This window comes from Stenotrophomonas acidaminiphila, from assembly GCF_001431595.1.
Lineage (GTDB): Bacteria > Pseudomonadota > Gammaproteobacteria > Xanthomonadales > Xanthomonadaceae > Stenotrophomonas > Stenotrophomonas acidaminiphila.
In genome coordinates this window covers 12,209-38,927 of sequence record NZ_LDJO01000062.1, presented here as the reverse complement: position 1 = coordinate 38,927, position 26,719 = coordinate 12,209, and the positions used below count along the sequence as shown (strand labels likewise).

Sequence of the window (26,719 nt, the reverse complement as noted above, 5' to 3'; positions counted from 1 at the left end):
CGAAGGCGTCGATGCGCGTGCGGCCACGCCTTCGTGGATGGCCGAGCGGCTGCGCCGCAGTGGCGTGCGCCCGGTGTCGCTGCTGGTGGACATCACCCAGTACGTGATGCTGGAACTGGGCCAGCCGATGCATGCCTACGACCTGGACACGCTCAAGGGTGGCATCGGCGTGCGCCGCTCGCGCGCCGGCGAAACCCTGAAGCTGCTCGATGGCCGTGATGCGACCCTGGACGACAGCTTCCTGGTGATCACCGATGCCGACCGCCCGGTCGGCCTGGCCGGGATGATGGGGGGCTTCGATACCCGGGTCACCGACGCCACCAGCAACGTGTTCCTCGAGGCGGCGCATTTCGCGCCGGCCGCGATCATGGGCCGCGGCCGCAAGCTGGGCCTGCACACCGATGCCGGCCACCGTTTCGAGCGCGGCGTCGATCCGCAGTTGCCGCGCACCGCGATCGAATACGCCACCCGCCTGGTGCTGGACCTGGCCGGCGGCGTGCCGGCGCCGGTCACCGAGGCCGTGCGCGAGGCGGACCTGCCCGTGGCGGCCACGATCCTGCTGCGCCGCGCACGCATCGCGCGCGTGCTCGGCATCGCCATCGACGATGCCGAGGTCGAGCGCATCCTGCGCGCGCTGGGCATGGAGGTGGCGCCGGCGGCCGAAGGCTGGAATGTCACCGCGCCGAGCCGGCGCTTCGATATCGCCATCGAAGAGGACCTGATCGAGGAGCTCGCGCGCATCCACGGCTACGAGCAGATCCCGACCACGCTGCCCGCGGGTGCGGCACGCATCGCCATGCCCAGCGAAACCCGCCTGGACGAGCTGAGCGTGCGCCGCCAGCTGGTGGCGCGCGACATGCTGGAAACCATCAACTACGCCTTCGTCGATGCGCAGCTGCTGGACGACTGGTCGCTGCTGGACGGTCGCGTGGCGCTGGCCAATCCGCTGTCGGCGGAGCTGGCGGTGATGCGGCCGATGCTGCTGCCGGGCCTGGTGGCCACGCTGGGCCGCAATGTCGCGCGCCAGGCCGGCCGCGTACGCCTGTTCGAACTGGGGCGCGTGTTCGCGCAGCAGGCCGGCGAAGCCGGGCAGGCGCCGCGTGAAACCGTGCGCGTTGCCGCGGCGGTCTGTGGCGATGCCGCGGCGCTGCAATGGGGCGAGAAGGCGCGCAAGGTCGATTTCCATGACCTCAAGGGCGACCTGCAGTCGCTGGCCGCCGCCGCCGGGGCGCAGCTTGAGTTCCGTGTCGCGCAGCACCCGTTCGCGCACCCGGCACGGTCGGCCGACGTCTGGCGCGACGGCCAGCGCATCGGCTGGATCGGCCAGCTGCACCCGCGCCTGGCAGCGGCGATGGAGATCGACGTGGAAGTGCTGGCGTTCGAGCTGGACCTGGAGCCGCTGGCCGCGCGTGCGCTGCCACGCGCCGGCGAGCTGTCGCGGTTCCCGGCGGTACGCCGCGACCTGGCCGTGGTGGCGGCCGAGGCGGTCGAGTGGGCGGCGCTGTCGGCGACCATCCGCCAGGCCGCGGGCAGCCTGCTGCGCGAGGTCGTGCTGTTCGACCGCTACGTCGGCCAGGGCGTCGAACCCGGATTCAAGAGTCTGGCTATGGGCTTGATTTTGCAGGACACCTCGCGCACTCTGACGGACCGCGACGTGGACGCCGTGGTCGCCTCCGTGGTGGCCGCCGTCGAGCATGAACACGGCGCCAGGATCCGGGGTTGAAGCGCAGGTAACAGGGAACAGGCATGGCATTGACCAAGGCGGAGATGGCCGACCGGTTGTTCGACGAGGTCGGCTTGAACAAGCGCGAGGCCAAGGAGTTCGTCGATGCGTTCTTCGACGTGCTGCGCGATGCATTGGAACAGGGACGTCAGGTGAAGCTGTCCGGCTTCGGCAATTTCGACCTGCGGCGCAAGAACCAGCGCCCGGGCCGCAATCCCAAGACCGGGGAGGAGATTCCGATTTCCGCCCGCACGGTGGTCACCTTCCGTCCGGGCCAGAAGCTCAAGGAGCGGGTGGAGGCATATGCTGGATCCGGGCAGTAACCGCGAACTTCCGCCGATTCCGGCCAAGCGTTACTTCACCATCGGTGAGGTCAGCGAGCTGTGCGACGTGAAGCCGCACGTGCTGCGTTACTGGGAAACCGAGTTTCCCAGCCTGGAGCCCGCCAAGCGCCGCGGCAACCGCCGCTACTACCAGCGCCACGACGTGCTGATGGTGCGGCAGATCCGCGGCCTGCTGTACGAACAGGGCTACACCATCGGCGGTGCCCGCCTTCGTCTTGAAGGCGAGGGCGCGCGGCAGGAGTCGGCGCTGAGCAACCAGATCATCAGGCAGGTGCGCATGGAGCTGGAGGAAGTGCTGCAGTTGCTGCGGCGTTGACCGCATCCACGGCAATACGCGTATAATCGCCGGCTCGCCACCACGGTGGCGGCATGCAGTAACGATCGGGGCGTAGCGCAGCCTGGTAGCGCATCTGCCTGGGGGGCAGAGGGTCGTCGGTTCGAATCCGGCCGTCCCGACCAATTACTGCTTGCTGATCAACGGCTTGCACTTCATGGTGCAGGCCGTTTTTCGTTGCGCCGTGTGCGCTGCCACTGCTGAGAGCGGGCGTCGTCGGCAACTCCCGCCACCTTAACGCGCAGGGGCGTGGAACCGGCTAGATTCGCGCCTTTCCCGGATGTCAGGAACGGACATGCGCGTTGCCCGATGGAGTGTGCTGGTGGGGTTGTGGTTGGTTTCGCTCTCGCAGTTGCATGCGGCTGCGCCGCCCGCCGAACCCGCGAGTACGCCGGACCCGGCGCCGATCCGCGATCTGGAAACCCTGGTGGTGCATGGCGTGCAGCCCGGCCCGGGGTTGTGGAAGGTCAGCAAGGACGACCACGTGCTGTGGATCCTGGGGACGGCGTCGCCGCTGCCCGACCGGATCCAGTGGCAGTCGGGTGAGGTGGAAGCGATCGTCGCGCGCTCGCAGCAGGTACTGCTGCCGCCGTCCTTGTCGTTCAATGCCGACGTCGGCTTCTTCGGCATGCTGGCGTTGGCGCCGGCTGCGTGGAAAGCGATGCGCAACGAGGATGGCGCGAAGCTGGAGGATGTGCTGCCACCGGCGCTGTATGCGCGCTGGCAGGCGCAGAAGCGCCGCTACCTGGGGCGCGACGGTGGGGTCGAGCGCAAGCGGCCGATGATCGCCGCCAGCGAACTGTACGCGGCGGCGATCAAGTCGGCCGGGCTGGGGCAGAAGCCGGTGGTCTGGCCGGTGGTGCAGAAGGCGGCCAAGGCCGCCGGCATCAAGCCGACCTCGACGACGCTGAAGTTCGAGATCGACGACCCGAAGGCGGCGATCCGCGAGTTCCGTGCCGGCGGTTTCGATGACGTGGCCTGCTTCGAGCACAAGCTGGCGTCGGTCGAGCGCGACCTGCCGCGGCTGGTGGAGCGCGCCAATGCCTGGGCGGTCGGTGACGTCGAGGCGTTGCGCCAGTTGCGCCTGGAAGACGCCGATGGCGCCTGCCTGCGTGCCGTTGCCGATTCCGGCTTCGCCCGCAACCGCGGCTATGGCGATCTGCGCGAGCGTGGCTACCGGCACTGGATGACGATCGCCGAGGAGGCGCTGGGCCGGAACCGCGAGACGTTCGCGATGTTGCCGGTCGACGGCCTGCTGGCTGCCGATGGCTACCTGGCCCGGCTGCAGGCGCGTGGCTATGCGGTGGAAACGCCCTGAGCCGGCGCGGCGTCAGCTGGCCGCCAGCAGCCCGGTGATCGCCAGGACCAGGAACAGCGCGGTCAGCGCGCCGAACAGCAGCGGCCGGGCGCGGAAGGTAGCGGGGGGGCGCTGCTCGATGCGGGCGATGCTGGTACGCAGGATGAGCCCGGCAGGGAAGCCGTTGCGGGCCATGGTGTCGTCGCAGGCATCCGTGCAGGCATTGCATTCGATGCACGAGTCGTTGCGGCCGTTGCGGATGTCCAGGCCGATCGGGCAGGCACGCACGCAGGCGTCGCAATCCGTGCAGTCGCCGAGATGGGCGTCGCTGAAGGTCGGGCGCGGGCCGGCGCTGGCAGGGTGTGCGGCGCGGAACACATAGTCGCGCGCGGTCACCGGATCCAGCAGGCCACGCGCACGCTGCATCACGCTGCCGCCGCCGGCCGCGCGTGCGCCGCGTGGCTCGCCGCGCCGCGCGTCATAGTGGATGGACGGGGTGAAGGCGTCGGTCAGCCATGGCTGCACGCGGCCGTATGGGCACAGGTAGGTGCAGACCTGCTCGTGCAGGAACAGCACGTTGGCCCAGGTGGCCAGGGCGTAGAAGGCGATCCAGAATACTTTCCAGCCCCCGAGCTCGAAGGCGGGCAAGCCGCCGACCAGGCCGCCGATCGGTGAGAAATAACCCACGAAGGTGATGCCGGTCCACAGCGATACCGCGGCCCACAGCGCGTGCCGCAGTACCGGCTCGGTGCGCCCGCCGGCCCGCCCGTTGAGCGTGGTGAGGCGGCGCACTGCGCGGTGCAGGCGGGTCAGTACGGTCTGCGGGCAGGCATAGGCGCACCACAGCCGGCCGTACAGGCTGGTGACCAGGCACAGCGCGGCCAGTCCTGCCAGCGCCAGCCACAGCAGTGGCACGATCGCATCGGTGCGCAGGCCAAGGCCGAAGAAGTGGATGCGGCGTGCCTCGATGTCGAACAGCAGCAAGGGGGCATCATGCCAGCGCAGCCATGGCACGCCGTAGAACAGGCCCAGCATCAGCGCCAGCACCAGCCATTGCGCGACATGGCGCCGCTGCACCGGTGCCCGGCGTGTGGGCGCGGCCGGGTGCGCGGTCGCGGAGTAGCCGGGGCGCTGGATGCTGCTCATTCCAGCGGCGGCTCTTCGTCGCCACCGGGCGCGCGCAGCAGCAGGGCGGTCACGCTGCAGGCGCAGAACGTGCCCAGCCACGCCAGGAAGAAGCCGGCGGTATAGCCGAGGCCGCGGCTGATCGCATGTTGCGGAAAGCCGATGCGCTGCAGGTCCAGCGGGTCGAAGAAGGCGAAGAACAGCACCGACGCGACCACCGCGACGAAGAAGCTCGGCCACAGCACCGCGCCCAGCTTCTGTACCGGGGAGGGGGGCGCGGGGGACGAGGTGTCGGGGTCGATCATGGTGACATCGGACGCGGGGCCTGTCGGGCGTACAATCGGTGCTTGCCGCTTCGCCGAAGCGGCGGTGAAGGCAAGGGCGGACTTGCCTTCAGCCTAGGCAGCCCCGGGCCGGGCAGCCTTGATCTGGATCAAGCCATGCCCGGAAGCCGTTCAGCACAATGGCCGCCAGGCGAGGAGCTTTGCAGCGATGAACGATGAACGCCTGCCGCAGCCGGCGGCGGACCTGTGCAGCGAGGAGGAGATCGACCGTCTGGTGCGGCGCTTCTACGGGCGCGTGCGCCAGGACGACCTGCTGGGGCCGGTATTCGAGGCGCATGTCGACGACTGGGAGGCGCACATGCGGCACCTGGTCGATTTCTGGTCGGCACTGCTGCGCGGCACCCGCCGTTTCCAGGGCGCGCCGATGCAGAAACACATGGTGATCGACGAACTGCGCGAGGAACTGTTCGAGCGCTGGCTGCAGTTGTTCCGGCAGACCACGGCCGAACTGGGCAACGTGCCGATGCAGCGGCTGGCCGATGATGCCGCCGAGCGCATCGCCGGCAATTTCTGGCGCCGGTTCCAGATGTCGCGCTGGCCCACGCTGACGGTGCTGGACCCCTAGGGCCGGCCACGGTCCGGGCCGCGCGTGCGGCGGCTCCATTGATCTGGCTCAAGGCGGCCGCGCGCGGCATCGGGCAGTCTGCGCGCATGGACACTCCCCTTGCATTTCCCGATCCCCTGGGCTGGACCTTCGATCCGGATATCCTGCGCCGCCATGACCGGCCGGGACCGCGCTACACGTCCTACCCCACCGCGCCGCATTTCCACGACGGCTACGGCGCCGGGCAGTTCCGCGAGGCCATCGCGCGCAGCAATGCATCGGCGCGGCCATTGTCGCTGTACGTGCACGTGCCGTACTGCACCAGTCCCTGCTTTTACTGCGGCTGCAACCGGGTCATCAGCCGCGACCGCGACAAGGGTGCGCCGTACGTGGACCGCGTGCTTGCCGAAGCGGACCGGGTGGCGCCGCTGTTCGCACCCGGGCGCGAGGTCACCCAGCTGCACTTCGGCGGCGGCACGCCCAACTTCCTAGAGCCGGAACAGTTGTCGCGCCTGGTCGAGGGACTGCGCCAGCGTTTCTGCTTCAGCGGCGATACCGGCCGCGATTTCTCCATCGAACTGGACCCGCGCTCGGTCAGTCCGGACGATATCGCCGTGCTGGCACAGCTGGGCTTCAACCGCGCCAGCCTCGGCGTACAGGATTTCGACCCTGCGGTGCAGCAGGCGATCAACCGCGTGCAGGGCGTGGACGAGACGCTGGCGATCATCGACGCCTGTCGCCGCCATGGCCTGCGCTCGGTCAACGTCGACCTGATCTACGGCCTGCCGAAGCAGACCCTGGAAGGCTTCGCACGCACGCTGGAAACCGTGCTGGCGGTGCGTCCGGACCGGCTTGCGATCTACGGCTACGCGCACATGCCGCACCTGTTCAAGGCGCAGCGGCAGATCGTCGACGCGGAGCTGCCCGATGCCGAACGCAAGCTGGCGCTGCTTGGGCTGGCGGTGGAGCGGCTGTCGGCGGCGGGGTACCAGTACATCGGCATGGATCATTTCGCGCTGCCGGAAGAAGACCTGTCGCGCGCGCAGCGCGCCGGCAGCCTGCACCGCAATTTCATGGGCTACACCACCCATGCCGACAGCGACCTGCTGGGGCTGGGCGTAAGCGCCATCAGCCGGATCGACAACAGCTACAGCCAGAACCCGCGCGACCTGAAGGACTGGGAGGCGCGGATCGATGCCGGCGGCCTGCCGGTATGGCGCGGGCTGGAGCTGGATGCAGACGACGTGCTGCGCGCCGAACTGATCCAGCAGCTGATGTGCCATGGCCGCGTGGACGGCCACGCCCTGGCGGCGCGCCACGGCATCGATTTCGAGCAGTACTTCGCCGTCGAACTGGCGGCGCTGCAGCACCTGGCCGCCGATGGGCTGGCGAGGTACCACGACGGCGTCGTCGCCGCGACCCGGCAGGGGCGGCCACTGCTGCGCCTGATCGCCATGTGCTTCGACCGTTACCTGCAGGCGCCGCAGCAGCCGGCACGGTACTCGCGGGCGATCTGAACGCCGCCGCGGGGCGTGGCTGGCGTGCGACGACCACGCCCGCGCTGGGAACCGCCGCCGCAGCCCCGCCGCGATGGCGCGGTTCGACCGCATGGCATCGTTCGGATTCACAAGCGCGCGCCGATCAGGCAGGCTATCGCGATGCCCGGATGGCGAAACTGGTAGACGCATCGGACTTAAAATCTGTTTTGTCAAGTCCTTTCTGCTAGAACTACCGAGCCAGAAGGTCAATAGCGACAACGGTTTGCGAGCGTCCATGCTGTAGCTTTGCTGCTTGGCTTGACGATCAGGGGCCAGCTAGGCGCCAGTAGATGGAGGTAGGTGTTTTCGGTGCGTTGAGCACTACGCCCGAGTGGTGAAATCGGTAGACACAAGGGACTTGAACAATTTGAGCCTTCGGGGGGAAACGCCCGAAGTGAAGCCCGTCAAAGTCGGCGAACGCCCTGGATGCTTTTGCACCCGAGCCAACGCCGAGCCAAGCCCAAGCCACAGCTTGGGAAGGTGTAGAGAGCAGACGGCGGGCACCTACGGCCGCAAGGCTATGGTGAAGGCGTGCTCCAGACCACGAACGCCCTGCGTTGAGCAAGGCGGCGGCGAAAGTCGAAGTGGTAAGAAAATCCCTCGCCGAAAGGCGTGCCGGTTCGATTCCGGCCTCGGGCACCAATCCAGAGCCGCCCCTGTTCACGCAGGGGCGGCTTTCCCGTTTTTGGACTGTGTGCGCTTGAAGCCCCGATCCCCCGCCATGAACGCCTCCAGCATGTGCGGGATCAACTTCTCTGCATCGACCACCTCGCCATACGCCTGCGCGTGCATCGCGGCGTAGCGGTCGAGGTCGGCTTTCAGACTGGCCGGGCAGGCAAAGGTCAACTTGACGTTCTCGGTCTTGGGCAGCGGCCCGAGCCGCAGCTTCTTGGTCGCGCTCATTGCGAAGCTCCCCGATTGAAGAACAGTGGCTGGTAGGGCCGAAGCACCAGATCCCGATTGACGATGATCCGCACCGGCAGGCCCGGCCGCGTGGTCAGCGTCGGCTGGATGTTCATGTTGCGCCGGGTGATCTCCTGCCCGACCTGATTGATGCTGTCCTGTGCGCTATCGCGCCCGGCGATGACGATCCGGTTGCCGTCCTGACGGTTCTCCGGCGCAGCCAGCTCGGCGCCCACGCCCAGCAGCGTCGTCAGCACCGCGCCCGCGACGATGCGATTCCAATGCCAGTCCACGTCGTCTTCCAGGCCGGCGTAGCCGGCCGGGTCGGTGCCGACAAGGCTGTCGAGCGTCAGCGAGGACGTATCGGGCAGGATGACCCGGTTCCACACCACCTGCACACGGCTCTGCCCGTAGCTGACCTGGCTGTTGTAGCGCCCGAGGATGCGCGATCCCTGCGGGATCAGCAGGAACTTGCCCGTGGCCGTGTCATAGACCGGCTCCGTCACCGTGGCGATCACGTCGCCCGGAAGGTCGGACTTGATGCCCGTCACCAGCGCGCCCGCGATCACCGTTCCGGCCATCACCTGATAGGGCGACACCGGCAGCGCCAGATTGCCGGAATTGCGGGTTTCCGTAGAGCCTGCTTTCAGGAACGCCTCCTTCTGGTCTTGCCGGTTCTGCACGGCGGTCGGGTCGGCAGGCTGGGCCGCCGTCGAGGCCGGCCCAGCGGCGAGCGGGTCAAAGGCCGCCAGCGTGCTTGCGCCACCAGACGCACCCGGCACCGCCTGCGTCACCGTGGCGGCGGCCTGGCTTTGGCCGCCCGAGCGGAAGAACACCGACGAGGCCGCTGCCGCGTCGGCCTCCTTGCGCAAGGCATCCTCGGGATCATGGCCCGGCGGTACATACGTCGGCGTCACCGGCTGCTGCGAGTTCACGATGGCCGGGCCGAGATCACCCGGCAGCGGCGGCCCCAGCTCGGACACCTTCGGCGGCAGCTTCGAGTAGTCCGAAGGCAGGCCATCCAGCCCTTCGGACTTCGACACGCGATCGACGTTGTAAAGCTCGGTCTGCTCATTGGCGCCGCGCCGTTGCGGTTGCAGCGACCAGATCGTGGCCCCGAGCACGGCGACCGACAGGCCGCCGACAAGGACGGCCAGCGTGCGCCGGTTCAGGCGCGTGACCGGGCGCGGCTGGGCGCGCAGCGCCACCGCCTCGGGCGCGACCTTGCCCGCCTGCGGCGTGGCGAGGTCGGGGGTGTCGTCCTGGCTCATGGTCAGTTCCTCCGTGCCACGCCATCCGTGCGCTCGATTCGCACCACATCGCCCTTGTCGCCACCTAAGCGCAGTTCGGCGGCTCCGAACAGCCGATCCACGATGTAGTACGGCGAGCGGAAGCGGTAATTGACCAATTGCCCGTCGCCTTCCGGCCCGATCACGAACAGCGGCGGAAGATCGCCCTGCGCGATGCCGGCGGGAAGCTGGATATAGACTTTCTGCCCGTCGTCGAAGGCGCGCAGCGGCTTCCACGGCGGATTGCTGCCGCTGATCGCGTAGCGGAAGCGCAGGTTCTCCAGCGACAGGCCGCTATCGACCGGCGCTGCGGTGCTGGCCGCTTGCGCCTGGCGCTGCAAGGCCAGCATCCGGTCGCGCGGGTACTCCCACGACACCGATGCCATCCACGTCTTTTCTGTCGAAGCCAACTCCAGCAGGTACGTTCTGCGGTTGGTGGTGATGACGAGATTGGTCTTGAGGCCCGAGCGGATGGGCTTCACCAGCACGTTCACGCGCAGGTCGGCGCCGCTGCCGCTGGACGTGTCGCCCACGATCCAGCGCACGGTATCGCCGGCGGCCACCGTCACTAGTTCCTCGCCAGGCTGGAGCGACACCACGGTCACGCGGCCCACGGCCGCATAGACCTGATAGAGCGCACCATCGCTATACGGCCACACCTGAATAGCGTTGACGTAGCCCTCGCGCGTGGGCGCGACGCGCGCCTCGGCATTGGCACGCGAAACGCGCACCTTCTCGTCTGCCGGCTCCGGCACAGGCTTGGCGTCCTCGGCTTCGGGAGCCGGCTTCAACTGCGCGGGCATCGGCAGTACCTCGGGCACGGCCACCACCTCTACCGGCGCGGGCGGCTCTGGCAGCGGCTGGGCCTGTACCGGCTCATCGAGTGAGATGGTCGGCGGCGGTTTGCCCTGCGTGGCGCAGCCCGCCAAGGCAAGCAGGATCACCGGCAAAGCGGATTTACGGAAAAGATCATTCATGGCTTGGCTCCTTCGGAAGAATCCAGTTCGCGGCTCCACGACAGGCCGTTGACGTAGATGCCCAGGGGGTTCTTGCGCAGGCGTTCTTCGGTGCGCGGCGGCTGGAGCACGATGGACACCACGGCCGTCCACCGATCCAGTCCCGCCGCGGCGCCGTTGACGTAGCGGCGTTCTGTCCAGCGCACGTTGAAAGACGTGTCGCTGGCGCGCACGACGCTGGTGATCTGCACCGTCACCGACTCCTTGCCGATGCGCGCGAACGGGTCGTTGACCCGCGCGTAGTCGTTGAGCACGGCCGCGCCCTTGTCGGTCGTGTAGTCGTAGGCGTCGAGCCAGTTCTGGCGCACGACGATGGGGTCGATGGACAGCGAGCGAACCAGGCCGATGAAGCGGCCTAGGTGGTACGCGGTCTGTGCGTCGCTGGGCTTGTATGGCGTGGCGGCTTCGCCCACTGCGCGCACCTGGCCCGCGTTGTCCACCTCCACGACGTAGGGCGTCACAAAGGACTGCGCGGAGCGCCACACCAGGCCGCCGGCCATCAGCAACGCGAGGGTGAGGCAGCCGAAGGCCATCAGGCGCCAGTTCTTCGCCTGCACGCGCGGCGAGCCGATACGGTCGTCCCATACCTGGCCGGCAGCTTGGTACGGCGTGGCAGGCTGCGGCGTGTCGGCGTAACGCACCTGCGGTTTCTTGAATCGCATGGTCAGTTCTCCTTATGAATCGGAATCGCGCAGGCTCGGCCCTTGGCCGGAGCCGCCGCCGTCGCCACCGCGCAGCGCATGGGCGGTGGTGGTCGCGGCATGGGTGAGCTGTTGGCGGCGATGCAGTCGTTTCGCCCAGGCAGGTTGTTCCTGCGTCTGCGCGTTGCTGGCGCTGGGCGTGGCCTCGCCAACTCCCTGACCGGATGCCGCCCCTGCGCCACTGTCGGCCGCAGCGCCATTCCAGCCAGCACGGAACGGAGCGGCCATGCGCTGCCCGACAGCGGAGGCACGGGATGCAGCGCCTCGTCCGGCTGCCTGCGCGCCGGTCTTGGCGACGTTGCCCAAGCCCGCCATCGCGCCTTTGGCACCGCCGCCTGCTGCGGCGGAACCGGCCTGGAACGCCGACTTCGCGCTGCCCGCCGCCGACGTGGCGGCACGCGCGCCGCTGCCGGCCAGCTTGGCGGCGGCCGGGGCCATGCGCGCGCCAGCAGCTACCGCACTGCCCACGCCCGTCGCGGCGGCACCGACGGCCACCGCCGTTCCGGCTGCGCCGATGGCCGCGCCCGCCATCGCGCCCGCGCCGAGCTGCGGCGCACCGGACACAAGGCCCGTGGCGATGCCGGGGCCGAAGATCCCCAGCGCCAGCAAAGTGAGCGAGGCCAGCATGATGACCAGCGCATGGTCGAGGGACGGCTCATCGGGATGGACTTGGAACTGGGTGAACAGACCCGAGCCGATACCGACAATCACGGCCAACACCAGCACCTTGACGCCGGAGGCCACGACGTTGCCCAGCACTTTTTCCGCCAGAAAGCTCGTCTTGTTCCACAGCGCGAACGGCACCAGCACAAAGCCTGCGAGCGTGGTCAGCTTGAATTCGATCAGCGTGATGAAAAGCTGGATCGCCAGCACGAAGAAGCAGAGCACCACGACCAGCCAGGCGAGGAACAGCACCAAGATGGCATCGAGGTTCAAGAACACCTCGGGAAATCCCATCATGTCGTCAAGCTGAAGGAAGATAGGCCCGCCCGCGTCAAGGCCGGTTTTCGCCAGTCGGCCCGGCTGCAAGAAGTTCTCCATCGTGATTGCCGAGCCGGTGGCGGTGATACCCAATCCCGCAAACGAGCGGAACACGATGCTGGCCAGCCAGTTGAAGTTGCCGATGATGTAGGCGAAGGCACCGACGTAGAGCACCTTGCGCAGCAGCTTGGCGATCACGTCCTCGCCCTGGCCGGTGGCATGGCTCATGGCCCAATACAGGCCGGCGATCGTCATGTCGATGACGATCAGCGTGGCCGTGAGGAACGCTACTTCGCCCCGCAGCAGCCCGAAACCCGAGTCGATGTAGGCGGCGAATGTGTTGAGGAATTGGTCGATGATGGTCACGTCATTCATGGCGTGTCCTCCGGTTCGGCGGGAACGGTCGGCGCCATGCCATCGGCCGGCTCCTCGAAGCTGGGCGGGATCGGCGGCAGGCCGGCCAGCGTTCGGTATTCATCCGGCCCGGCTTCGCCGGAAAAGAAGCGCCGCCGGAAGGCTTCGGCGGCGGCGCGGCAAGCGTCCTCGCCCGTGGCCTGCCGGTCGGCCGCGCATTGCGCGCGCAATGCCTTGAGCCGCACGGGATCAGCGGCCAGGGCATCGGCGAGGTTGTCGGCCGGCTGCTCGCCGCAGGCGGCCAGCAGCACGGCACCAAGGACGAGGACGCATCGCATGTCGGCCCCCGTCAGTCGCGGTAGAAGTTGACGGACTGCGGCGTGTACGGCGTGCCTTCCCCGAGGAAGCGCCGCCGCACTTCGCGGGCGCGCTCGGTGGCCGCCGCCTGCCGCGCCAGTTCCAACGAGGCGGCCCGGTCTTGCGTGATCTGGAGCCGCTGCGACTGGATCGACTGCTTGGCCTGCAAGGCGAGCAACTGGTTCATGGCCTGCATCGCCTGCAACGCGCCTTGCGCCGACTGGCTCTTGCCGACCAGATCGGCCAGCACGCTTTCGTCTTCGCCCAGGTTCTGCGACACCTGCGCCTGCATCTGCATGGTGGTCTGCAAGCCGTTGAGCGTGTTCTTCCATCGCTCCTGGGCGTCGCGGTACATCTGGTCGCCGCTGACGGTGGCGGCGTACTGCTCCGGGTACAGGCGGGCAAACTCCCGATCCAGATTCGTCACGTCGTAGGCCAAGCCTCGGGCCTGGGCGATCAACCGCTCGGTCGTTGCCAGGTTGGCGCGCAACTGGCCGACCACGCTGGACGGCAGGCTGGCGAGGTTGCGCGCCTGGTTCATCAGCATCTGCGCTTCGTTCTGAAGCTGTTGGATCTGGTTGTTGATTTGCTCCAGCGTGCGGATCGCAGTCAGCGTGTTCTGCACGAGGTTGGTGGGGTCGATCACGACCCATTGCGCATGGGCAGTGGCCGTGCAAAGCATGGCCGCGATGGCCGCGGCGACAAGGCGCTTCTTCATGGCAGGTTCTCCTGTGGGTGGTCAGCGAGGGAACCCGGCGCGAGGCCGGGGAACGAGGGCAGCAGGTCAGCCGCCCAATCGAGGCCGCGATGGCGCAGCCAGGCGCCCGCGAAGCCGGGCGTGCCGGCGTCCAGCAGCACGCGGTCTATGTCGCGCTGGTCTTGCGGCGTGGAAGCGCCCGCAAACGCCAACGCCGCCGGCCCCAGGTCGAGGTCGAACAGGCGGTTGCCGAGGCGGGATTGGTAGTAGTAATCGCGCTTGGGCTGCGCGGTGGCGACGATTTCGATCTGACGCCTGTTGAGGCCGAAGCCCTCGTATATCGTGCGAATCTGCGGCTCGGTCGCCTGCGGGTTGGCGAGGAAAATGCGGCTCGCGCAGCTCTCGATGATCGCGGGCGCGATGCTCGAATCCTTGATGTCGGCCAGCGACTGCGTTGCGAAGATGACGCTGACGTTCTTCTTGCGCAGCGTCTTGAGCCACTGGCGGATGCGCGCGGCAAACACCGGGTCATCGAGGAACAGCCACGCTTCATCGAGGATCAGCAGCGTGGGCGCACCGTCAAAGCGTTCGTCGAAGCGCGCAAAGAGGTAATGCAGCACGGCCATGACGGCGGCCTTGCTGTGCATCAGCTCTTCCATCTCGAAGCACTGCACGTCGGCCATGCCCAGCCGGTCGTGGTCGGCGTCCAGCAGCTTGCCGTGCGCGCCGCCCAGCACATACGGCGCGAGCGCCTGGCGCAGCGCGTTGGACTGCAAGAGGACGGACAGCCCGGTCATCGTGCGCTGCTCCACCGGCGCACCGGCAAGGCTGCCGAGTGCCGACCAGATGGCCGCCTTCTCGTCCGGGCCGACTGCCACGCCTTCGTGCAGCAAGCGGCCTTCGATCCATTCCGCTGCCCAGGTGCGGTAGCCCTCGCGGTCGATGCGCGCGAGCGGCTGGAAGGCGATTTCTCCATCCGTGCCCAGGTCGTAGTGCTCGCCGCCCAGCCCGAGGATCGTGGCGCGCATGGAACGCCCCATGTCGAAGGCGAAGATGCGCGAGCCGCGATAGCGGCGAAACTGCAACGCCAGCGTGGCGAGCAAGACCGACTTGCCCATGCCGGTCGGGCCGGCGACCAGCGTGTGGCCCACGTCGCCGATGTGCGTCACCAGCCGGAACGGCGTCGCGCCATCGGTGCGGGTGACGATCAGCGGCGGGCCGTCCAGGTGGTCGTTCTTCTCCGGCCCGGCCCACACCGCCGACACCGGCATCATGTGCGCCAGGTTCAGCGTCGAGACGATGGGCTGACGCACGTTGGCGTAGGCGTTGCCGGGAAGCGAGGACAGCCACGCATCCACGGCATTGAGCGTTTCGGGGATGGTGACGAAGCCGCGCCCCTGAATGACGCGCTCCACCATGCGCAGCTTCTCGTCGGCTGCGCCGGCGTCCTCGTCCATGACGGTGACGGTCGCCGTCAGGTAGCCGAAGGCGACCTGATCGCTGCCCAGCTCCTGCAAGGCCGCATCCGCGTCCGCCGCCTTGTTGTTCGCGTCGGTATCGACCAGCGGGCTTTCCTGCTGGAAGATCGTTTCGCGCAGCAGCGCGATGACGTTCTTGCGCTTGGCGAACCACTGGCGGCGCAGACGCCCCAATTCCCGTTCCGCCTCGGATTTGTCGAGGCACAGAAAGCGCGTACTCCAGCGATACCCAAATCCCAGGCGGTTGAGGTCGTCCAGAATCCCCGGCCAGGTCGAGGTCGGGAATCCGCGCACCGACACCACGCGCAGGTGCCTGTCGCCCAGCATGGGGGCCAGGCCACCGACCAGCGGCGAGTCGGTCAGCAGCGCGTCGATGTGGAACGGCACCTCGGGAACGCCCATGCGATAGCGCCGCGTCGAGATGGTCGAGTGCAGATAGGTCAGCGTCTGGCTGTCATCGAGCCAGGCGATTTCCGGCATGACGCCATCGAGCAGGTCAAAGACCCGATCCGTTTCCGCGACGAAGGCTTGCAGCCGCTCGCGCCAGTCCACGCCATTCGTCGGCGTGTTCTCGTAGAGCATCTTGGCGGCACGGGCGCGCGATTCCTCGGGCGGCAGGTACACCAGCGTCAGGTGATAGCCGCTCTCGAAGTGATGGCCGGTATCCTCGAAGGCCGAGCGGCGTTCTTCGTCCACCAGCCACGAAAGTGGCTCGGGAAACTCCGAGTGCGGGTAGTCGGCAGCGGTGCGGCGCTCGGCCTCGATGAACAGCGCCCAGCCAGAACCCAGCCGGCGCAGCGCGTTGTTCAGGCGTGCCGACGTGGCGATCAGCTCGCCTTGCGTGGCGCTATCGAGGTCAGGCCCGCGAAACCGGGCGGTGCGCTGGAAACTGCCGTCCTTGTTCAAGACGACACCCGGCGCGACCAGTCCGGCCCAGGGCAGCCAGTCGGCGAGCAGCGCGGGCCGTTGGCGGTATTCGGCAAGGTTCAGCATGCCTGCATCCCCTCACACGTCCAGCAGCGGGCGATGCTTGATGTGCCGGGCGAACACGGCCATGAACTGAGGATCGACGCGCGCACCCCACACCGCCAGCGAATGGCCGACGATCCAGAGCACCACGCCCGGAATCCACAGTTGCAGGCCCAGCCCGACGGCGGCGGCCAGCGTGCCGTTGGCGATCGCCACGGTGCGCGGTGCGCCGCCCAGCAAGATCGGCTCGGTGAGCGAGCGATGCAGCGGCACCTCGAACCCGGCCGCGAAGGTGTCCGGGCCGCTCATACGACAGCCCCGCCAGAGAACGAAAAGAACGACAGGAAGAACGAGGACGCGGCGAAGGCGATGCTCAAGCCGAACACGATCTGGATCAGCTTGCGGAAGCCGCCTGACGTGTCGCCGAAGGCCAGCGCGAGGCCCGTGGCGATGATGATGATGACGGCGACGATGCGCGCCACCGGCCCCTGGATGGATTCGAGGATGGATTGCAGCGGGCCTTCCCACGGCATCGAGGAACCGGCGGCCTGCGCGGTTCCAGCCAGCAACAGCAGCAGTGCGGCCAGCAGTAAGCCTTGCGCCGCAGGGCGGGCCAGGCTGTGCAGCCGCGACCGCGCGGGAAGGCGCAAAGCCGGATTTGCAGAAAAACGGAAAGCAGGAACGATCATCTGCGTCATGGCAGTTCTCCAGGTTGGTCAGGGGACGGGGAAGTCGCCGCAGCGGGTGCGGCCTCGGGAAATAGCGGCAGCTCGGGAAACGGTGTCTCCAGCGCATCCGCCAATCGGTAGCCCACACCGTCGAAGCCGACGACGCGGGCGATGCTCTCGATGCGGCGCTTGCGCCCGCGACCGGCGATGTGGATCACCACGTTGACCGCCTCGGCGATCAGCGCACGCGGCGGGTTCACCGCCACTTCGAGAATCAGTTGCTCCATGCGCAGCAACGCGCCCAGCGCGGAACCCGCATGGATCGTGGCGATGCCGCCGGGGTGGCCGGTGCCCCACACCTTGATGAGATCCAGCGCCTCGGCGCCGCGCACCTCGCCGACCACCACGCGATCGGGTCGCAGGCGCATGGAGGAGCGCACCAACTCGGTCATGGACACCACCCCCGCGCGCGTGCGCAGCGGAACGTGGTCACGCGCCGCGCATTGCAGCTCCACCGTGTCTTCGAGTACCAACACGCGGTCGCCGGTGGCGGCAATCTCTGCCAGCAGCGCATTGGCCAGCGTGGTCTTGCCGCTGCTGGTGGCCCCGGCGATCACGATGTTCTGGCGCTCGCGCACGGCCTGCACCAGAAAGCCCGCCTGGGCGGCGGTCATCATTCCGTCCACGACGTACCGCTCCAGCGGGATCACGCCGATGGCGCGCTTGCGCAGCGCGAAGGCCGGCCCCGGCGCGGCGGGCGGCAAGATGCCCTCGAATCGCTCGCCCGTCTCCGGCAGTTCAGCCGACAGCAGCGGCTGGCCGCGATGGACTTCCGCGCCGACGTGGGCAGCGACCAGGCGGATGATCCGCTCGCCATCGGCCTCGGGCATCTCCACGCCCATCGGCGCGCGCCCACTCGAAAGCCGATCCACCCAAAGGGTGCGATCGGGGTTGAGCATGATTTCCACCACGTCGGGGTCTTCGAGCGCGGTGGCGATCAGCGGCCCCATTGCCGTGCGCAGCATCTGGATGCGTCGCTCAAGGGAGGCGGCAGCAGACGAACGCGGCTCATGCGGGAGTTGCGGAACGGCACTCATGAGGCACGCTCCCGAGCCTGGGCGGCGGCTGCCGCGTCTTCCATCCGCACCGGGTCAGGGTGCAGTTCCTCCACCACATCGCGCACCAGGCTGCGTCCGCGCATCAGGTGGCGGCCAAGCTGCTCGGTGAACTGCTCGAAGCGCGCCTTGCCCTGGGCGCGCGCCGCGTCTTGGTGTGCCTCGGGAACCGGCGTGCTGACCGTCAGGTAGTAGCGGATGAACAGCGCCAGCGTCTCGATGGCGATGCTCTGGTCACGCTCCATGCGCTTGGCCTGGCGCGACAGGCGATCAAGGCGCTTGGCGATGGCCGCCTCGCGCTGGTCAGCGGCATCGGGCGACAGCCACGATGCGAGCGCCGCCGCAACGATCGACGACTTGGACACGCCTTTCTTGGCGGCCAGCTCGTCGAGCCGCTGGGCGTGCTCGGGCTGAATGAACAGATTGAGGCGGTATTGGCTCATAGCTCGATTCCGTCGTTGGGGTTCAGCGATGCCAGCCGGGCCGCGCGCTGCATGGCCGGATCGAGCTGGCGAGGAAGGGGAAGCGGCAGGTCGTCGTCGTCATCGAGCAGCCCGAGGTCAGCTGCGGGCGCGGCCAACTCGGGGTCGTAGGCGACGACTTCGGAAAGCTCGGGCTGACGGCGCGGGCCGCCGTCGTCGGCGGAACCGAGGCCATCGGCGGGTGCCGTGGCCGGTGCGGTGGGCGTTGGTGGGATTGCCAGCCCGCTCCAGTCGTCGGGGCGCAGCGGCGGCGCGTCGGCGTATTGGCTGTCCGCCAACACGGGCGGCGACAGCACGCGCCGCTTGAAATTGGCGTCCGCGTAGTAGCGCAGCTTCTTTGCCCGGATCGGCGCCACGCTGGAGACCATCACCACGGCCTCGTCGGGCGGAAGCTGCATGACTTCGCCGGGCGTCAGCAGCGGGCGGGCCGTCTCCTGGCGCGACACCATGAGGTGGCCCAGCCACGGCGCGAGCCGGTGGCCCGCGTAGTTGCGCTGTGCGCGCAACTCGGTCGCGGTGCCCAACGTCTCGGAAATGCGCTTGGCGGTGCGTTCATCGTTGGTGGCGAACGTCACACGCACATGGCAGTTGTCCAGAATCGAATGGTTTTGGCCGTAGGCTTTGTAGATCTGGTTGAGCGACTGCGCGATGAGGAAGCTGCGGATGCCGTAGCCCGCCATGAAGGCCAACGCGGTCTCGAAAAAATCCAAGCGCCCGAGTGCCGGAAACTCATCGAGCATCAGCAGCAGCTTGTGGCGGCGCTTGATGCCGTCGGAGCCGTCCAGCGATTCGGTGAGCCGCCGTCCGATCTGGTTGAGGATCAGGCGGATCAGCGGCTTCGTGCGGCTAATGTCCGAAGGCGGCACCACCAGGTACAGCGATACCGGATGCTCGGCGGCGATCAGGTCGGCAATGCGCCAGTCGCAGCGCGAGGTGACTTCGGCCACAGTGGGATCGCGATAAAGGCCGAGGAACGACATGGCGGTGCTCAACACGCCAGAACGCTCGTTGTCCGACTTGTTGAGCACTTCGCGCGCAGCGGACGCCACAACGGGATGCGGGCCACCACCTTCCTCGTTCACGAGGTGCGGCGTGGTCATCATCCGGTGCAAGGTCAGCTCGAATGGGCTGGCCGGGTCGGAGAGGAAGTTGGCGACGCCGCGCAGCGTCTTGTCCTGCCCGGCGTAAAGGACGTGCAAGATGGCGCCGACCAGCAGCGCGTGCGAAGTTTTTTCCCAATGGTTGCGTTTCTCCAGCGCGCCTTCGGGATCGACCAGGATGTCCGCGATGTTCTGCACGTCGCGCACTTCATGCGCGCCGCGCCGTACCTCCAGCAGCGGGTTGTAGGCCGCCGACTTCGCATCCGTGGGGTTGAACAGCAGGCAGTGCGAGAAACGCGAGCGCCAGCCTGCGGTGATCTGCCAGTTCTCGCCCTTGATGTCGTGGATGACGGCGGACGCGGGCCAGGAAAGCAGCGTCGGCACCACGAGGCCGACGCCCTTGCCGCTGCGCGTGGGTGCGAACGTCAGGACATGCTCTGGCCCTTCATGGCGCAGGTACTGGCGGTCGTGCTGGCCGAGGAACACGCCCGCCGGCTGCGTGAGACCCGCCTTGCGAATGTCCTGCGCGTTTGCCCAGCGGGCCGATCCGTAGGTCGTGACAAGGCGTGCCTGCCGCGAGCGCCAGACCGACATAGCAATGGCGACGGTCACTGCGACCATGCCACTGCTGCCGGCGATGGCACCGCCCGTGTCGAAGATTTCCGGGGTATAGGCGCCGTAAGAGAACCACCACTCAAACAGCTTCCACGGGTAATAGATCGGCGTGCCAAGAATATCGAACCAGGGCGAGCCAAGGCGTACTTGATAACCAAGGGCTGCTGCTGTCCACTGTGTGGCGCCCCACACGCCGGCGATCACGATGCCGAACACCACGGCGATCTGACCGAACAGCACGTTTGTCCCTTGCATGACCTTGCCTCCGATTTCTCCTGCGCTGATTCCTCATGGAAAGCGCGGCACAAGAACGTGCCGCTGGCGTCAGGATCGGTGCCGGGTCGGTGCCGGTCAAAGACCGTTTAGGGCATAAAGGTCGAGGAAAAAGAAAGAACTAGCGTGGTGGCGAACCAAAGAAAAACGCCGCAAGCGCGGGCGCGTTGCGGCGTGTCGGGCAAAAATATGAAGGTAATGCGGCGATCCGCCAACAATCAGAACTTGGGCGACTCTTTCGGCGGCGTGTACGGGGTTTCGCCGTCGCCATAGAACCGCTTGCGCGTAGCTTCCGCCACGCGGTTGCACAGCACGTCGCCCAGCTTGGGGCGGTCGGTCTTACATTGCTGGCGCAGCTCTTTGAGTCGTTCGGGGTTGGCTGCCAGTTCTTCCACCGTCGGGACACCCGCATCCGAGCCTTTGGCCTTCTGAGGAGTCTCGGACTGGCCGCAGCCAGTCATGGCGACCACCAGCAAGAACGGGATGATCTTGTTCATGTCGTGAATTCCTCCGGGGGGTCAGGACTGCGACGCGGAACAGGTTTCGCGGACTCCGGCGATTCAATGGCCTGCACGCGCTCAATGAACCGCGCAAGCACATCGGATGGCTCATCGTCGAGGTGCAGCAGGTAAGTCGTCAGCGGCGGTACACGCGACGCCAGTGGCCGGGCCACCACACCCGGCTCACGGCTGGTGGCAATATGCGCTTCACCTGTCAGCCCGATCGCGAAGCCCGCCGAAACCAGTGCCATCATCAAATCGCAGGAAGCCACACGTTCCGCAACAAGTGGCTCCATGTCGGCACGACGCAGCACCCGTTCGACATGCTTGGCATGACCTTCGCAGACTTGCGGATTGCACAGAACCAGCGGGTAGCGCAGCAACTCGTCCAGCGGGATGCGCTTGTGGGCCAGCAGCGGATGCCGCGCCGGCACCGCCACCATCAGCGCATCGCTCCATACAGGTATGGCGGTGATGCCATCGCCTACGTCATCGGATTGTGCGAACCCCACATCGTATAGGTCGTCATGCAAGCCTTTGATCTGCTGTGAAAGCGGCACCTCGAAGAATCGGAGGTCAACTTCCGGCTCTTCCTGGCGGCACAACGCCAGCAAGCTCGGCAAGCGCGACGGTGTGACGCCGTCCGATAGAGCTACGCGCAACTGCCCGTGAAAACCGTTCGCCGCTGCCTTCACGCTGTCACGTGCTTGTTCCAAGGCAGCAAGCACGCGACGCACGTGCTCCAAGAACAGCTTGCCGGTGCGGGTGAGCCGCGTGCTGCGTGTGGTGCGGGCAAACAGCACCACGCCCAGTTCTTCCTCCAACTCCTTGATGGCCCGTGATAGTGGGGATTGTTCTATGTGCAGCCGCTCGGCAGCACGGGCGAAGTGAAGTTCCTCTGCAACTGCGAGAAAGTATCGAAGATGGCGTAGCTCCATTCCCTTGATCTCGATTGCACTGCGCTACCAGTCAAGCCAATACTTTCCAGTATTCCGCAGAAAAACTATTCCTTGTCTGCGTCACGCTGGCGATTACTGCCCGGTGATGATTTTCTATGTCGTCTTTCAAGCCATGTCACGATTCTTTCTGATGCTCGAAAGAATGCAATGAAGGCGAGCACGACAACACCAACGAAGATGATGTCTTGCAACATCTGAGGCACTAAGAATCGCCGCACATATGACCCCAAGACCATATCCCAGGCGGGGAGCGTTCGCCGTAAATTCGCCGTAAATTCATTGCTTGGCGCGGCCACCAGTACGCCAGCTCCTCGTACTCGCGCGCCGCGGATCGACCTCTTTTTCGCATGCGCCAGACAAATCCCGCCGAGAATTTACGCAGAATTTATGCGCGGGGATTCTTCTGGAATAGAGAATTTACGGGCCTTCACTGAATACTTGAACGCATGGCTAGTTCGCCATTCATCCGCGAAGTGAAAACATGCTTCTCAATAATATTCAGCCGGCCAGAATGGCTGTCGCCGTCGCCGTCAGTGGGTTGTTGCTGGGAACGACGACCAGCGTTCACGCGCAGGTTTCCGGCAGCGCCGCGCTGACGTCGGACTACGTTTGGCGCGGTTCGTCTCAGACGCGCGAAAACCCTGCCATCCAGGCGGGTGGCAAGTACGCCCACGAGTCCGGACTGTATGCCTCCATCTGGGGGTCGAACGTCAAGTTCGAGCCGGACAACGGCGCACGCAGCGAGTTCGACCTTGCCGTGGGATGGAGCGGAAAGATCGCCACGGATTGGGCGCTGGACGTCTATCTCCTGCGCTACCAGTACCCCTCGGCGAACACCAACCTGAATTGGAACGAGATCAACGCGAGCATCATCTGGCGCGACAACTACTGGCTGGCGGTGGGTCACTCGAACAATGCGATGGCGACGGACACGACCGGCACGTATGCGCTGCTCGGCGCCCGTTATCCGATCAGCGACCAATGGCGCGTCGAAGGCAGCGTAGCCCGCTACGTTCTCGATAGCGCCTATGCCGACAGCTACACGCACGGCGCGCTCGGCGTCGTCTGGACGTTCAAGGCGCCGTTCGAGGCCCGCCTGACCCTGCATAGCGCCGATTCGGCGGCCAAGCGACTGTTTCCCGGCATGGCCGGCTCGCGCGCCGAGTTCGCCATCCAGGCTTCTTTCTGACCGGGGGCGTGATGACCACAAGCCCTCCAAGCAACACGTTGATGGAGTCCGATCATGACTGAGTTTCTTCTCGTATTTGCCCTGGCGATCGGTCTCGGATGGCCGCTCGGTCGCTATCTGGCCGCGGTCATGCGCGGCGCGCCGATGCGCGGCGACAGGCTGTTTCTGTGGCTGGAGCGGCCCCTGTATGCGCTGATCGGTACCAACCCCGAGCGCGGCATGAGCTGGCGCGGGTACGCCGGCGCGTTCCTGCTGAGCAACCTAGTGCTGGCGGTCATCGTGTGGCTGATCCTGATGACCCAGGCGTGGCTACCGCTCAACCCCAACGGCGCGCCCAACATGAGCTGGGACCTGGCGCTGCACACGATGGTGTCCTTCCTGACCAACACCAACCAGCAGCACTACTCCGGGCAGGCACAGCTCTCGTACCTGGCCCACATGACGGGCATCGTGACCTTGCAGGTCATCACGCCCATGATGGGTCTGGCGCTGGTCGTAGCGACGCTGCGCGGGTTCTTCGGCGGACGCAATGCGCAGGAGCGCAAGGCCGATGGGCAGGAGCAGGCCCCGGTGGATGTCGGCAACTACTGGGCCGATGTGATCCGCCCCACGCTGCGCTTCATGCTACCGCTGTGCCTGCTGTGGTCGGTGCTGCTGACCAGCCAGGGCGTGCCGGCCACGCTGGATGGCGGCCCCGTGGTCGCTCCCGTGGATACGACGGTAGAAATGAAGGAACAGAAGATCCCGCTGGGTCCGGTGTCTCCTATGGTCGCCATCAAGCAACTCGGCACCAATGGCGGTGGCTGGTACGGCCCCAACAGCTCGGTGCCGCTGGAGAACCCCACGCCGCTGTCGAATCTGCTTGAAACCTTGGCACTTATTTTGGTCCCAGTCGCGGTGGTGTTCATGATCGGTGGACTGACCGGACGACGAAAGTTTGCCGGATTGGTGTGCGGCACGATGTTGACCATGTCCGTCGTGTCGGCGGGATTCGCCATCTGGTCGGAAGGGTTCTCCTCGACCTCGCAGGACATCGCGCTGATGGAAGGCAAGGAAGTCCGCTTCGGCGCCGAGCCTTCCGCGTTGTGGGCCGCATTGACGACACAGACATCCAACGGCTCGGTCAACGCCATGCACGACTCGCTGGCGCCTCTGACCGGCCTGGTCACGATCAGCGACATGCTGATCAACGCCATCTGGGGCGGCATCGGCAGCGGCTTGCAGCAGTTCCTGACCTATCTCCTGCTGGGCGTGTTCCTGGCCGGCCTGATGACGGGGCGCACGCCGGAACTTTTCGGACGCAAGATCGAAGCGCCCGAGGTCCGCCTGCTCGCAGTGCTCGTGCTGCTGCAACCGCTGATCCTGCTGGGCCTGACCGCCATCACGCTGGCCGTGCCGAGCCTGACGGGGAGCTCGAACCCCGGCTTCCATGCCATCAGCCAGGTCTTCTACGAATACACGTCGTCCTTCGCCAACAACGGCTCGGGCTTCGAGGGGTTGGGCGATGCCACCGTCTGGTGGAACGTCACCGCCAGCTTCGTGCTCGCCGCGGGTCGCTATCCGGCCCTCATCATTCCGCTGGTGATCGCAGCCATGCTCGCGCGCAAACGCCAAGCCCCGGAAAGCACGGGAAGCCTGCACATCGAAACCCCCACTTTTGCGCTCACGCTGATCGCGGTGATCGTCATCCTGACACTGCTTCAGTTCATGCCCGTGCTGGTGCTAGGCCCCGTTGCCGATCATCTGAGCCTGGTCGCGCGTTGAGGAAAACATCATGAACCATACAACCTCGAAAGAACACGCGGGCCGCCGCTCGCGCCTGGATGAGCGCGGCTTCGCGCCTGCGCTGGTCAACTCCTTCATCAAGCTGGCGCCGCAGCACATCATCAAGAACCCGGTGATGGCCGTGGTCTGGCTCGGTACGCTGGTAACGGCGGTTGCTACCCTCGCGGGTTGGGCGCAACCCGGTTTCGGCTGGGCCGTAACCGTGATCCTGCTGATTACCGTGCTGTTCGGCAACTTCGCCGAAGCCGTGGCCGAATCCCGCGGACGCGGACAGGCGGCGTCGCTGCGCCGAGCCCGCAAGGATTTGATGGCCCGGCGGCTGGACACCGCCGGCGGCGAGAAGACGGTGCCGGCCGCCGAGCTGCGCCCCGGCGATCATGTTATGATCGAAGAAGGCCAGTTGGTGCCTGCCGACGGCGAGATTGTCGAAGGTCTGGCGACGATCAACGAGGCCGCCGTGACCGGCGAGTCCGCGCCTGTGCTGCGCGAGGCCGGCACCGACCGCTCCGGCGTGATCGGCGGCACCAAGGTGCTGTCCGACCGCATCGTGGTGCGCGTCACCGCCGAGCCGGGCAACAGCTTCCTCGACCGCATGATCGCGCTGGTGGAAGGCTCCAACCGGCAGAAGACGCCCAACGAAATCGCCCTGGGCATCCTGCTCGGTGTGATGACGCTGACCTTCCTGATCGTCGTCGTGACGCTGCCCTTCATCGGTGGCTTCGTCGGCGTGAACGTCAACGTCGTGCTGCTGGTCGCCCTGCTGGTGTGCCTGATCCCAACCACCATCGGCGGGCTGCTGCCGGCCATCGGCATTGCCGGCATGAACCGCGCGCTACAGGCCAACGTGCTGGCCAAGTCGGGCAAGGCCGTGGAGGTCGCGGGCGACGTGGACGTGCTGCTGCTGGACAAGACCGGCACCATCACCTACGGCGACCGGCAGGCCACCGCGTTCCACGCGCTGGCCGCAGTGGATGCCGCGCAACTGCGTCAGGCGGCGCTGCTGGCTTCGCTGGCGGACCCGACGCCGGAAGGCAAGTCCATCGTCAAGCTCGCACGCGGCAAGAACGAGAAGCTCGATGAACCCGAAGGCGCGCATTTCGTGCCGTTCTCCGCGCAGTCACGCATGTCGGGCGTGGACCTGCCTGGCGAGCGCGTCATCCGCAAGGGCGCGATGGACGCGATCGCGCGGCATGTGCAGATGCTGGGCGGCGTCATCCCCGCCGAACTCGAAGCGCGTGTGTCGGATGTGGCCCGCAAGGGTGCCACGCCGCTCGTGGTCAGCGATGGCCGGCACGTGCTGGGCGTCATCGAACTGTCCGACGTGATCAAGCACGGCATCAAGGAACGTTTCGCGCGCCTGCGCGAGATGGGCGTCAAGACCGTGATGATTACGGGCGACAACCCGCTCACGGCGGCGAACATCGCCGCCGAGGCCGGTGTCGATGACTACATCGCTGAGGCACGCCCGGAAGACAAGCTCGCGCGCATCCGTGCCGAACAGAGTGGCGGTCGCCTGGTAGCGATGGTGGGCGATGGCACCAACGATGCGCCGGCGCTGGCCCAGGCCGACGTGGGCCTGGCAATGAACTCGGGCACACAGGCGGCCAAGGAGGCCGGCAACATGGTCGATCTCGACTCCGATCCGGCCAAGCTGCTCGCCGTGGTGGAAATCGGCAAACAGCAGCTCATCACGCGCGGCGCGCTGACCACCTTCTCGCTGGCCAACGACGTGTCCAAGTATTTCGCCATCCTGCCGGCGCTGTTCGCCGCAACAATCCCGCAGATGGCGGCGCTGAACGTCATGAACCTGTCGAGCCCGAACAGCGCCGTGCTGTCGGCGCTGATCTTCAACGCCATCATCATTCCGCTGCTGATTCCGCTGGCCTTGCGCGGGGTGCGCTTCAAGCCCGCGAGCGCGACGCAACTGCTGCGCAACAACATGCTGATCTATGGCGTGGGTGGCGTCCTGCTGCCCTTCATCGCGATCAAGGTGATCGACGTCGCGATCTCCGCCATGTTCTCTCTCTGAGGATTCGATC

26 protein-coding genes and 1 tRNA gene are annotated in these 26,719 nt (G+C 66.7%); 10 read left to right on the top strand and 17 right to left on the bottom strand.

Annotated elements, in window-relative coordinates:
* The 5 genes from pheT to ABB33_RS15025 all read left to right on the top strand — a co-directional run.
* The coding region (pheT, locus tag ABB33_RS15045; RefSeq protein WP_056932626.1) for a phenylalanine--tRNA ligase subunit beta at positions 1-1,723 on the top strand (1,723 nt) is incomplete at its 5' end.
* A 23-nt stretch (positions 1,724-1,746) separates the two neighbouring features.
* Entirely contained in the window at positions 1,747-2,046 is a 300-nt protein-coding gene (locus tag ABB33_RS15040) for an integration host factor subunit alpha (protein WP_054657702.1), read from the top strand.
* Entirely contained in the window at positions 2,027-2,383 is a 357-nt protein-coding gene (locus ABB33_RS15035) for a MerR family transcriptional regulator (protein ID WP_054664690.1), read from the top strand. The genes ABB33_RS15040 and ABB33_RS15035 overlap by 20 nt, the downstream gene beginning before the upstream one ends.
* A 66-nt stretch (positions 2,384-2,449) precedes the next feature.
* Positions 2,450-2,526, top strand: a tRNA-Pro gene (locus ABB33_RS15030).
* A 170-nt stretch (positions 2,527-2,696) separates the two neighbouring features.
* A complete protein-coding gene (locus ABB33_RS15025) occupies positions 2,697-3,719 on the top strand; it encodes a TraB/GumN family protein (RefSeq protein ID WP_054664693.1) in 1,023 nt (340 codons plus the stop codon).
* Positions 3,720-3,731: 12 nt separating this feature from the next.
* On the opposite strand, the gene ABB33_RS15020 is transcribed toward ABB33_RS15025, so the two are convergent.
* Both ABB33_RS15020 and ABB33_RS15015 read right to left on the bottom strand, forming a co-directional pair.
* Positions 3,732-4,844: a 4Fe-4S dicluster domain-containing protein gene (locus tag ABB33_RS15020; protein ID WP_152985116.1), complete on the bottom strand. Its 1,113-nt coding sequence runs from the start codon at positions 4,842-4,844 to the stop codon at positions 3,732-3,734.
* On the bottom strand, positions 4,841-5,128 hold the full coding sequence (locus tag ABB33_RS15015; RefSeq protein WP_054664695.1) for a hypothetical protein: 288 nt from the start codon (positions 5,126-5,128) through the stop codon (positions 4,841-4,843). The genes ABB33_RS15020 and ABB33_RS15015 overlap by 4 nt, the downstream gene beginning before the upstream one ends.
* Positions 5,129-5,315: 187 nt before the next feature.
* Between ABB33_RS15015 and ABB33_RS15010 the strand changes: the two genes are divergently transcribed.
* Both ABB33_RS15010 and hemN read left to right on the top strand, forming a co-directional pair.
* The gene (locus ABB33_RS15010; protein ID WP_054664697.1) at positions 5,316-5,732 is read left to right on the top strand and encodes a group III truncated hemoglobin; all 417 of its coding nucleotides are present in this window, start codon (positions 5,316-5,318) and stop codon (positions 5,730-5,732) included.
* 86 nt (positions 5,733-5,818) lie between these two features.
* Positions 5,819-7,228 (top strand): oxygen-independent coproporphyrinogen III oxidase, encoded by a 1,410-nt coding sequence (gene hemN / locus ABB33_RS15005; protein ID WP_054668641.1) that lies wholly within the window; start codon positions 5,819-5,821, stop codon positions 7,226-7,228.
* Between the two features lie 681 nt (positions 7,229-7,909).
* Here the strand turns inward: hemN and ABB33_RS15000 are convergent.
* From ABB33_RS15000 to ABB33_RS14930, 15 genes are all read right to left on the bottom strand, one after another.
* Positions 7,910-8,152, bottom strand: a complete 243-nt coding sequence (locus ABB33_RS15000) for a DUF2274 domain-containing protein (protein WP_012638465.1) — start codon at positions 8,150-8,152, stop codon at positions 7,910-7,912.
* Positions 8,149-9,423, bottom strand: coding sequence for a TraB/TrbI/VirB10 family type IV secretion system protein (locus ABB33_RS14995; RefSeq protein WP_012638464.1), 1,275 nt, complete (start codon positions 9,421-9,423; stop codon positions 8,149-8,151). Before ABB33_RS14995 ends, ABB33_RS15000 begins: the two co-directional genes overlap by 4 nt.
* A gap of 2 nt (positions 9,424-9,425) precedes the next feature.
* The gene (gene trbG, locus ABB33_RS14990; protein ID WP_012638463.1) at positions 9,426-10,418 is read right to left on the bottom strand and encodes a P-type conjugative transfer protein TrbG; all 993 of its coding nucleotides are present in this window, start codon (positions 10,416-10,418) and stop codon (positions 9,426-9,428) included.
* Complete coding sequence (gene trbF, locus ABB33_RS14985; protein WP_012638462.1) at positions 10,415-11,119, bottom strand: conjugal transfer protein TrbF; 705 nt, start codon at positions 11,117-11,119, stop codon at positions 10,415-10,417. The genes trbG and trbF overlap by 4 nt, the downstream gene beginning before the upstream one ends.
* A 12-nt stretch (positions 11,120-11,131) precedes the next feature.
* Positions 11,132-12,514: a P-type conjugative transfer protein TrbL gene (gene trbL, locus ABB33_RS14980; RefSeq protein ID WP_012638461.1), complete on the bottom strand. Its 1,383-nt coding sequence runs from the start codon at positions 12,512-12,514 to the stop codon at positions 11,132-11,134.
* Positions 12,511-12,831, bottom strand: a complete 321-nt coding sequence (locus ABB33_RS14975; RefSeq protein ID WP_012638460.1) for a hypothetical protein — start codon at positions 12,829-12,831, stop codon at positions 12,511-12,513. The genes trbL and ABB33_RS14975 overlap by 4 nt, the downstream gene beginning before the upstream one ends.
* Before the next feature lie 11 nt (positions 12,832-12,842).
* Positions 12,843-13,568, bottom strand: a complete 726-nt coding sequence (gene trbJ, locus ABB33_RS14970) for a P-type conjugative transfer protein TrbJ (protein ID WP_003138979.1) — start codon at positions 13,566-13,568, stop codon at positions 12,843-12,845.
* Positions 13,565-16,018, bottom strand: coding sequence for a conjugal transfer protein TrbE (gene trbE, locus ABB33_RS14965; RefSeq protein WP_012638459.1), 2,454 nt, complete (start codon positions 16,016-16,018; stop codon positions 13,565-13,567). The genes trbJ and trbE overlap by 4 nt, the downstream gene beginning before the upstream one ends.
* Positions 16,019-16,030: 12 nt before the next feature.
* A complete protein-coding gene (locus tag ABB33_RS14960; RefSeq protein ID WP_003138984.1) occupies positions 16,031-16,303 on the bottom strand; it encodes a VirB3 family type IV secretion system protein in 273 nt (90 codons plus the stop codon).
* Positions 16,300-16,692, bottom strand: a complete 393-nt coding sequence (locus ABB33_RS14955; RefSeq protein ID WP_012638458.1) for a TrbC/VirB2 family type IV secretion system protein — start codon at positions 16,690-16,692, stop codon at positions 16,300-16,302. Before ABB33_RS14955 ends, ABB33_RS14960 begins: the two co-directional genes overlap by 4 nt.
* Complete coding sequence (gene trbB / locus ABB33_RS14950) at positions 16,689-17,687, bottom strand: P-type conjugative transfer ATPase TrbB (protein ID WP_425513311.1); 999 nt, start codon at positions 17,685-17,687, stop codon at positions 16,689-16,691. Before trbB ends, ABB33_RS14955 begins: the two co-directional genes overlap by 4 nt.
* Positions 17,688-17,755: 68 nt before the next feature.
* Complete coding sequence (locus tag ABB33_RS14945) at positions 17,756-18,220, bottom strand: CopG family transcriptional regulator (RefSeq protein ID WP_012638456.1); 465 nt, start codon at positions 18,218-18,220, stop codon at positions 17,756-17,758.
* Complete coding sequence (locus ABB33_RS14940) at positions 18,217-20,229, bottom strand: conjugal transfer protein TraG (protein ID WP_056932623.1); 2,013 nt, start codon at positions 20,227-20,229, stop codon at positions 18,217-18,219. Before ABB33_RS14940 ends, ABB33_RS14945 begins: the two co-directional genes overlap by 4 nt.
* A gap of 236 nt (positions 20,230-20,465) precedes the next feature.
* Positions 20,466-20,744: an EexN family lipoprotein gene (locus ABB33_RS14935; protein ID WP_012638454.1), complete on the bottom strand. Its 279-nt coding sequence runs from the start codon at positions 20,742-20,744 to the stop codon at positions 20,466-20,468.
* On the bottom strand, positions 20,741-21,685 hold the full coding sequence (locus ABB33_RS14930) for a LysR family transcriptional regulator (protein WP_012638453.1): 945 nt from the start codon (positions 21,683-21,685) through the stop codon (positions 20,741-20,743). The genes ABB33_RS14935 and ABB33_RS14930 overlap by 4 nt, the downstream gene beginning before the upstream one ends.
* 532 nt (positions 21,686-22,217) lie before the next feature.
* On the opposite strand from ABB33_RS14930, the gene ABB33_RS14925 reads away from it, so the two are divergent.
* The 3 genes from ABB33_RS14925 to kdpB are packed head-to-tail and all read left to right on the top strand — an operon-like array spanning position 22,218 to position 26,709.
* Complete coding sequence (locus ABB33_RS14925) at positions 22,218-22,895, top strand: TorF family putative porin (RefSeq protein ID WP_012638452.1); 678 nt, start codon at positions 22,218-22,220, stop codon at positions 22,893-22,895.
* 54 nt (positions 22,896-22,949) lie between these two features.
* Positions 22,950-24,659 carry a potassium-transporting ATPase subunit KdpA gene (gene kdpA, locus ABB33_RS14920; RefSeq protein ID WP_012638451.1) on the top strand — a complete coding sequence of 570 codons (1,710 nt, stop codon included), beginning with the start codon at positions 22,950-22,952 and terminating at the stop codon, positions 24,657-24,659.
* Between the two features lie 10 nt (positions 24,660-24,669).
* Entirely contained in the window at positions 24,670-26,709 is a 2,040-nt protein-coding gene (kdpB, locus tag ABB33_RS14915) for a potassium-transporting ATPase subunit KdpB (RefSeq protein ID WP_012638450.1), read from the top strand.
* Positions 26,710-26,719: the final 10 nt, after the last annotated feature.

Coding starts and splice junctions, on each gene's coding strand:
- trbG (WP_012638463.1), bottom strand. CDS start 10,418: ATGAATGATCTTTTCCGTAAATCCGCTTTGCCGGTGATCCTGCTTGCC.
- trbE (WP_012638459.1), bottom strand. CDS start 16,018: ATGCTGAACCTTGCCGAATACCGCCAACGGCCCGCGCTGCTCGCCGAC.
- ABB33_RS15020 (WP_152985116.1), bottom strand. CDS start 4,844: ATGAGCAGCATCCAGCGCCCCGGCTACTCCGCGACCGCGCACCCGGCC.
- ABB33_RS15035 (WP_054664690.1), top strand. CDS start 2,027: ATGCTGGATCCGGGCAGTAACCGCGAACTTCCGCCGATTCCGGCCAAG.
- ABB33_RS15000 (WP_012638465.1), bottom strand. CDS start 8,152: ATGAGCGCGACCAAGAAGCTGCGGCTCGGGCCGCTGCCCAAGACCGAG.
- trbJ (WP_003138979.1), bottom strand. CDS start 13,568: ATGAAGAAGCGCCTTGTCGCCGCGGCCATCGCGGCCATGCTTTGCACG.
- hemN (WP_054668641.1), top strand. CDS start 5,819: ATGGACACTCCCCTTGCATTTCCCGATCCCCTGGGCTGGACCTTCGAT.
- trbF (WP_012638462.1), bottom strand. CDS start 11,119: ATGCGATTCAAGAAACCGCAGGTGCGTTACGCCGACACGCCGCAGCCT.
- ABB33_RS15015 (WP_054664695.1), bottom strand. CDS start 5,128: ATGATCGACCCCGACACCTCGTCCCCCGCGCCCCCCTCCCCGGTACAG.
- ABB33_RS14995 (WP_012638464.1), bottom strand. CDS start 9,423: ATGAGCCAGGACGACACCCCCGACCTCGCCACGCCGCAGGCGGGCAAG.
- ABB33_RS14940 (WP_056932623.1), bottom strand. CDS start 20,229: ATGCAAGGGACAAACGTGCTGTTCGGTCAGATCGCCGTGGTGTTCGGC.
- ABB33_RS14955 (WP_012638458.1), bottom strand. CDS start 16,692: ATGACGCAGATGATCGTTCCTGCTTTCCGTTTTTCTGCAAATCCGGCT.
- ABB33_RS14960 (WP_003138984.1), bottom strand. CDS start 16,303: ATGAGCGGCCCGGACACCTTCGCGGCCGGGTTCGAGGTGCCGCTGCAT.
- ABB33_RS14975 (WP_012638460.1), bottom strand. CDS start 12,831: ATGCGATGCGTCCTCGTCCTTGGTGCCGTGCTGCTGGCCGCCTGCGGC.
- kdpB (WP_012638450.1), top strand. CDS start 24,670: ATGAACCATACAACCTCGAAAGAACACGCGGGCCGCCGCTCGCGCCTG.
- kdpA (WP_012638451.1), top strand. CDS start 22,950: ATGACTGAGTTTCTTCTCGTATTTGCCCTGGCGATCGGTCTCGGATGG.
- ABB33_RS15025 (WP_054664693.1), top strand. CDS start 2,697: ATGCGCGTTGCCCGATGGAGTGTGCTGGTGGGGTTGTGGTTGGTTTCG.
- ABB33_RS14945 (WP_012638456.1), bottom strand. CDS start 18,220: ATGAGCCAATACCGCCTCAATCTGTTCATTCAGCCCGAGCACGCCCAG.
- trbL (WP_012638461.1), bottom strand. CDS start 12,514: ATGAATGACGTGACCATCATCGACCAATTCCTCAACACATTCGCCGCC.
- ABB33_RS14930 (WP_012638453.1), bottom strand. CDS start 21,685: ATGGAGCTACGCCATCTTCGATACTTTCTCGCAGTTGCAGAGGAACTT.
- ABB33_RS15010 (WP_054664697.1), top strand. CDS start 5,316: ATGAACGATGAACGCCTGCCGCAGCCGGCGGCGGACCTGTGCAGCGAG.
- trbB (WP_425513311.1), bottom strand. CDS start 17,687: ATGCTGCGCACGGCAATGGGGCCGCTGATCGCCACCGCGCTCGAAGAC.
- ABB33_RS14925 (WP_012638452.1), top strand. CDS start 22,218: ATGGCTGTCGCCGTCGCCGTCAGTGGGTTGTTGCTGGGAACGACGACC.
- ABB33_RS14935 (WP_012638454.1), bottom strand. CDS start 20,744: ATGAACAAGATCATCCCGTTCTTGCTGGTGGTCGCCATGACTGGCTGC.
- ABB33_RS15040 (WP_054657702.1), top strand. CDS start 1,747: ATGGCATTGACCAAGGCGGAGATGGCCGACCGGTTGTTCGACGAGGTC.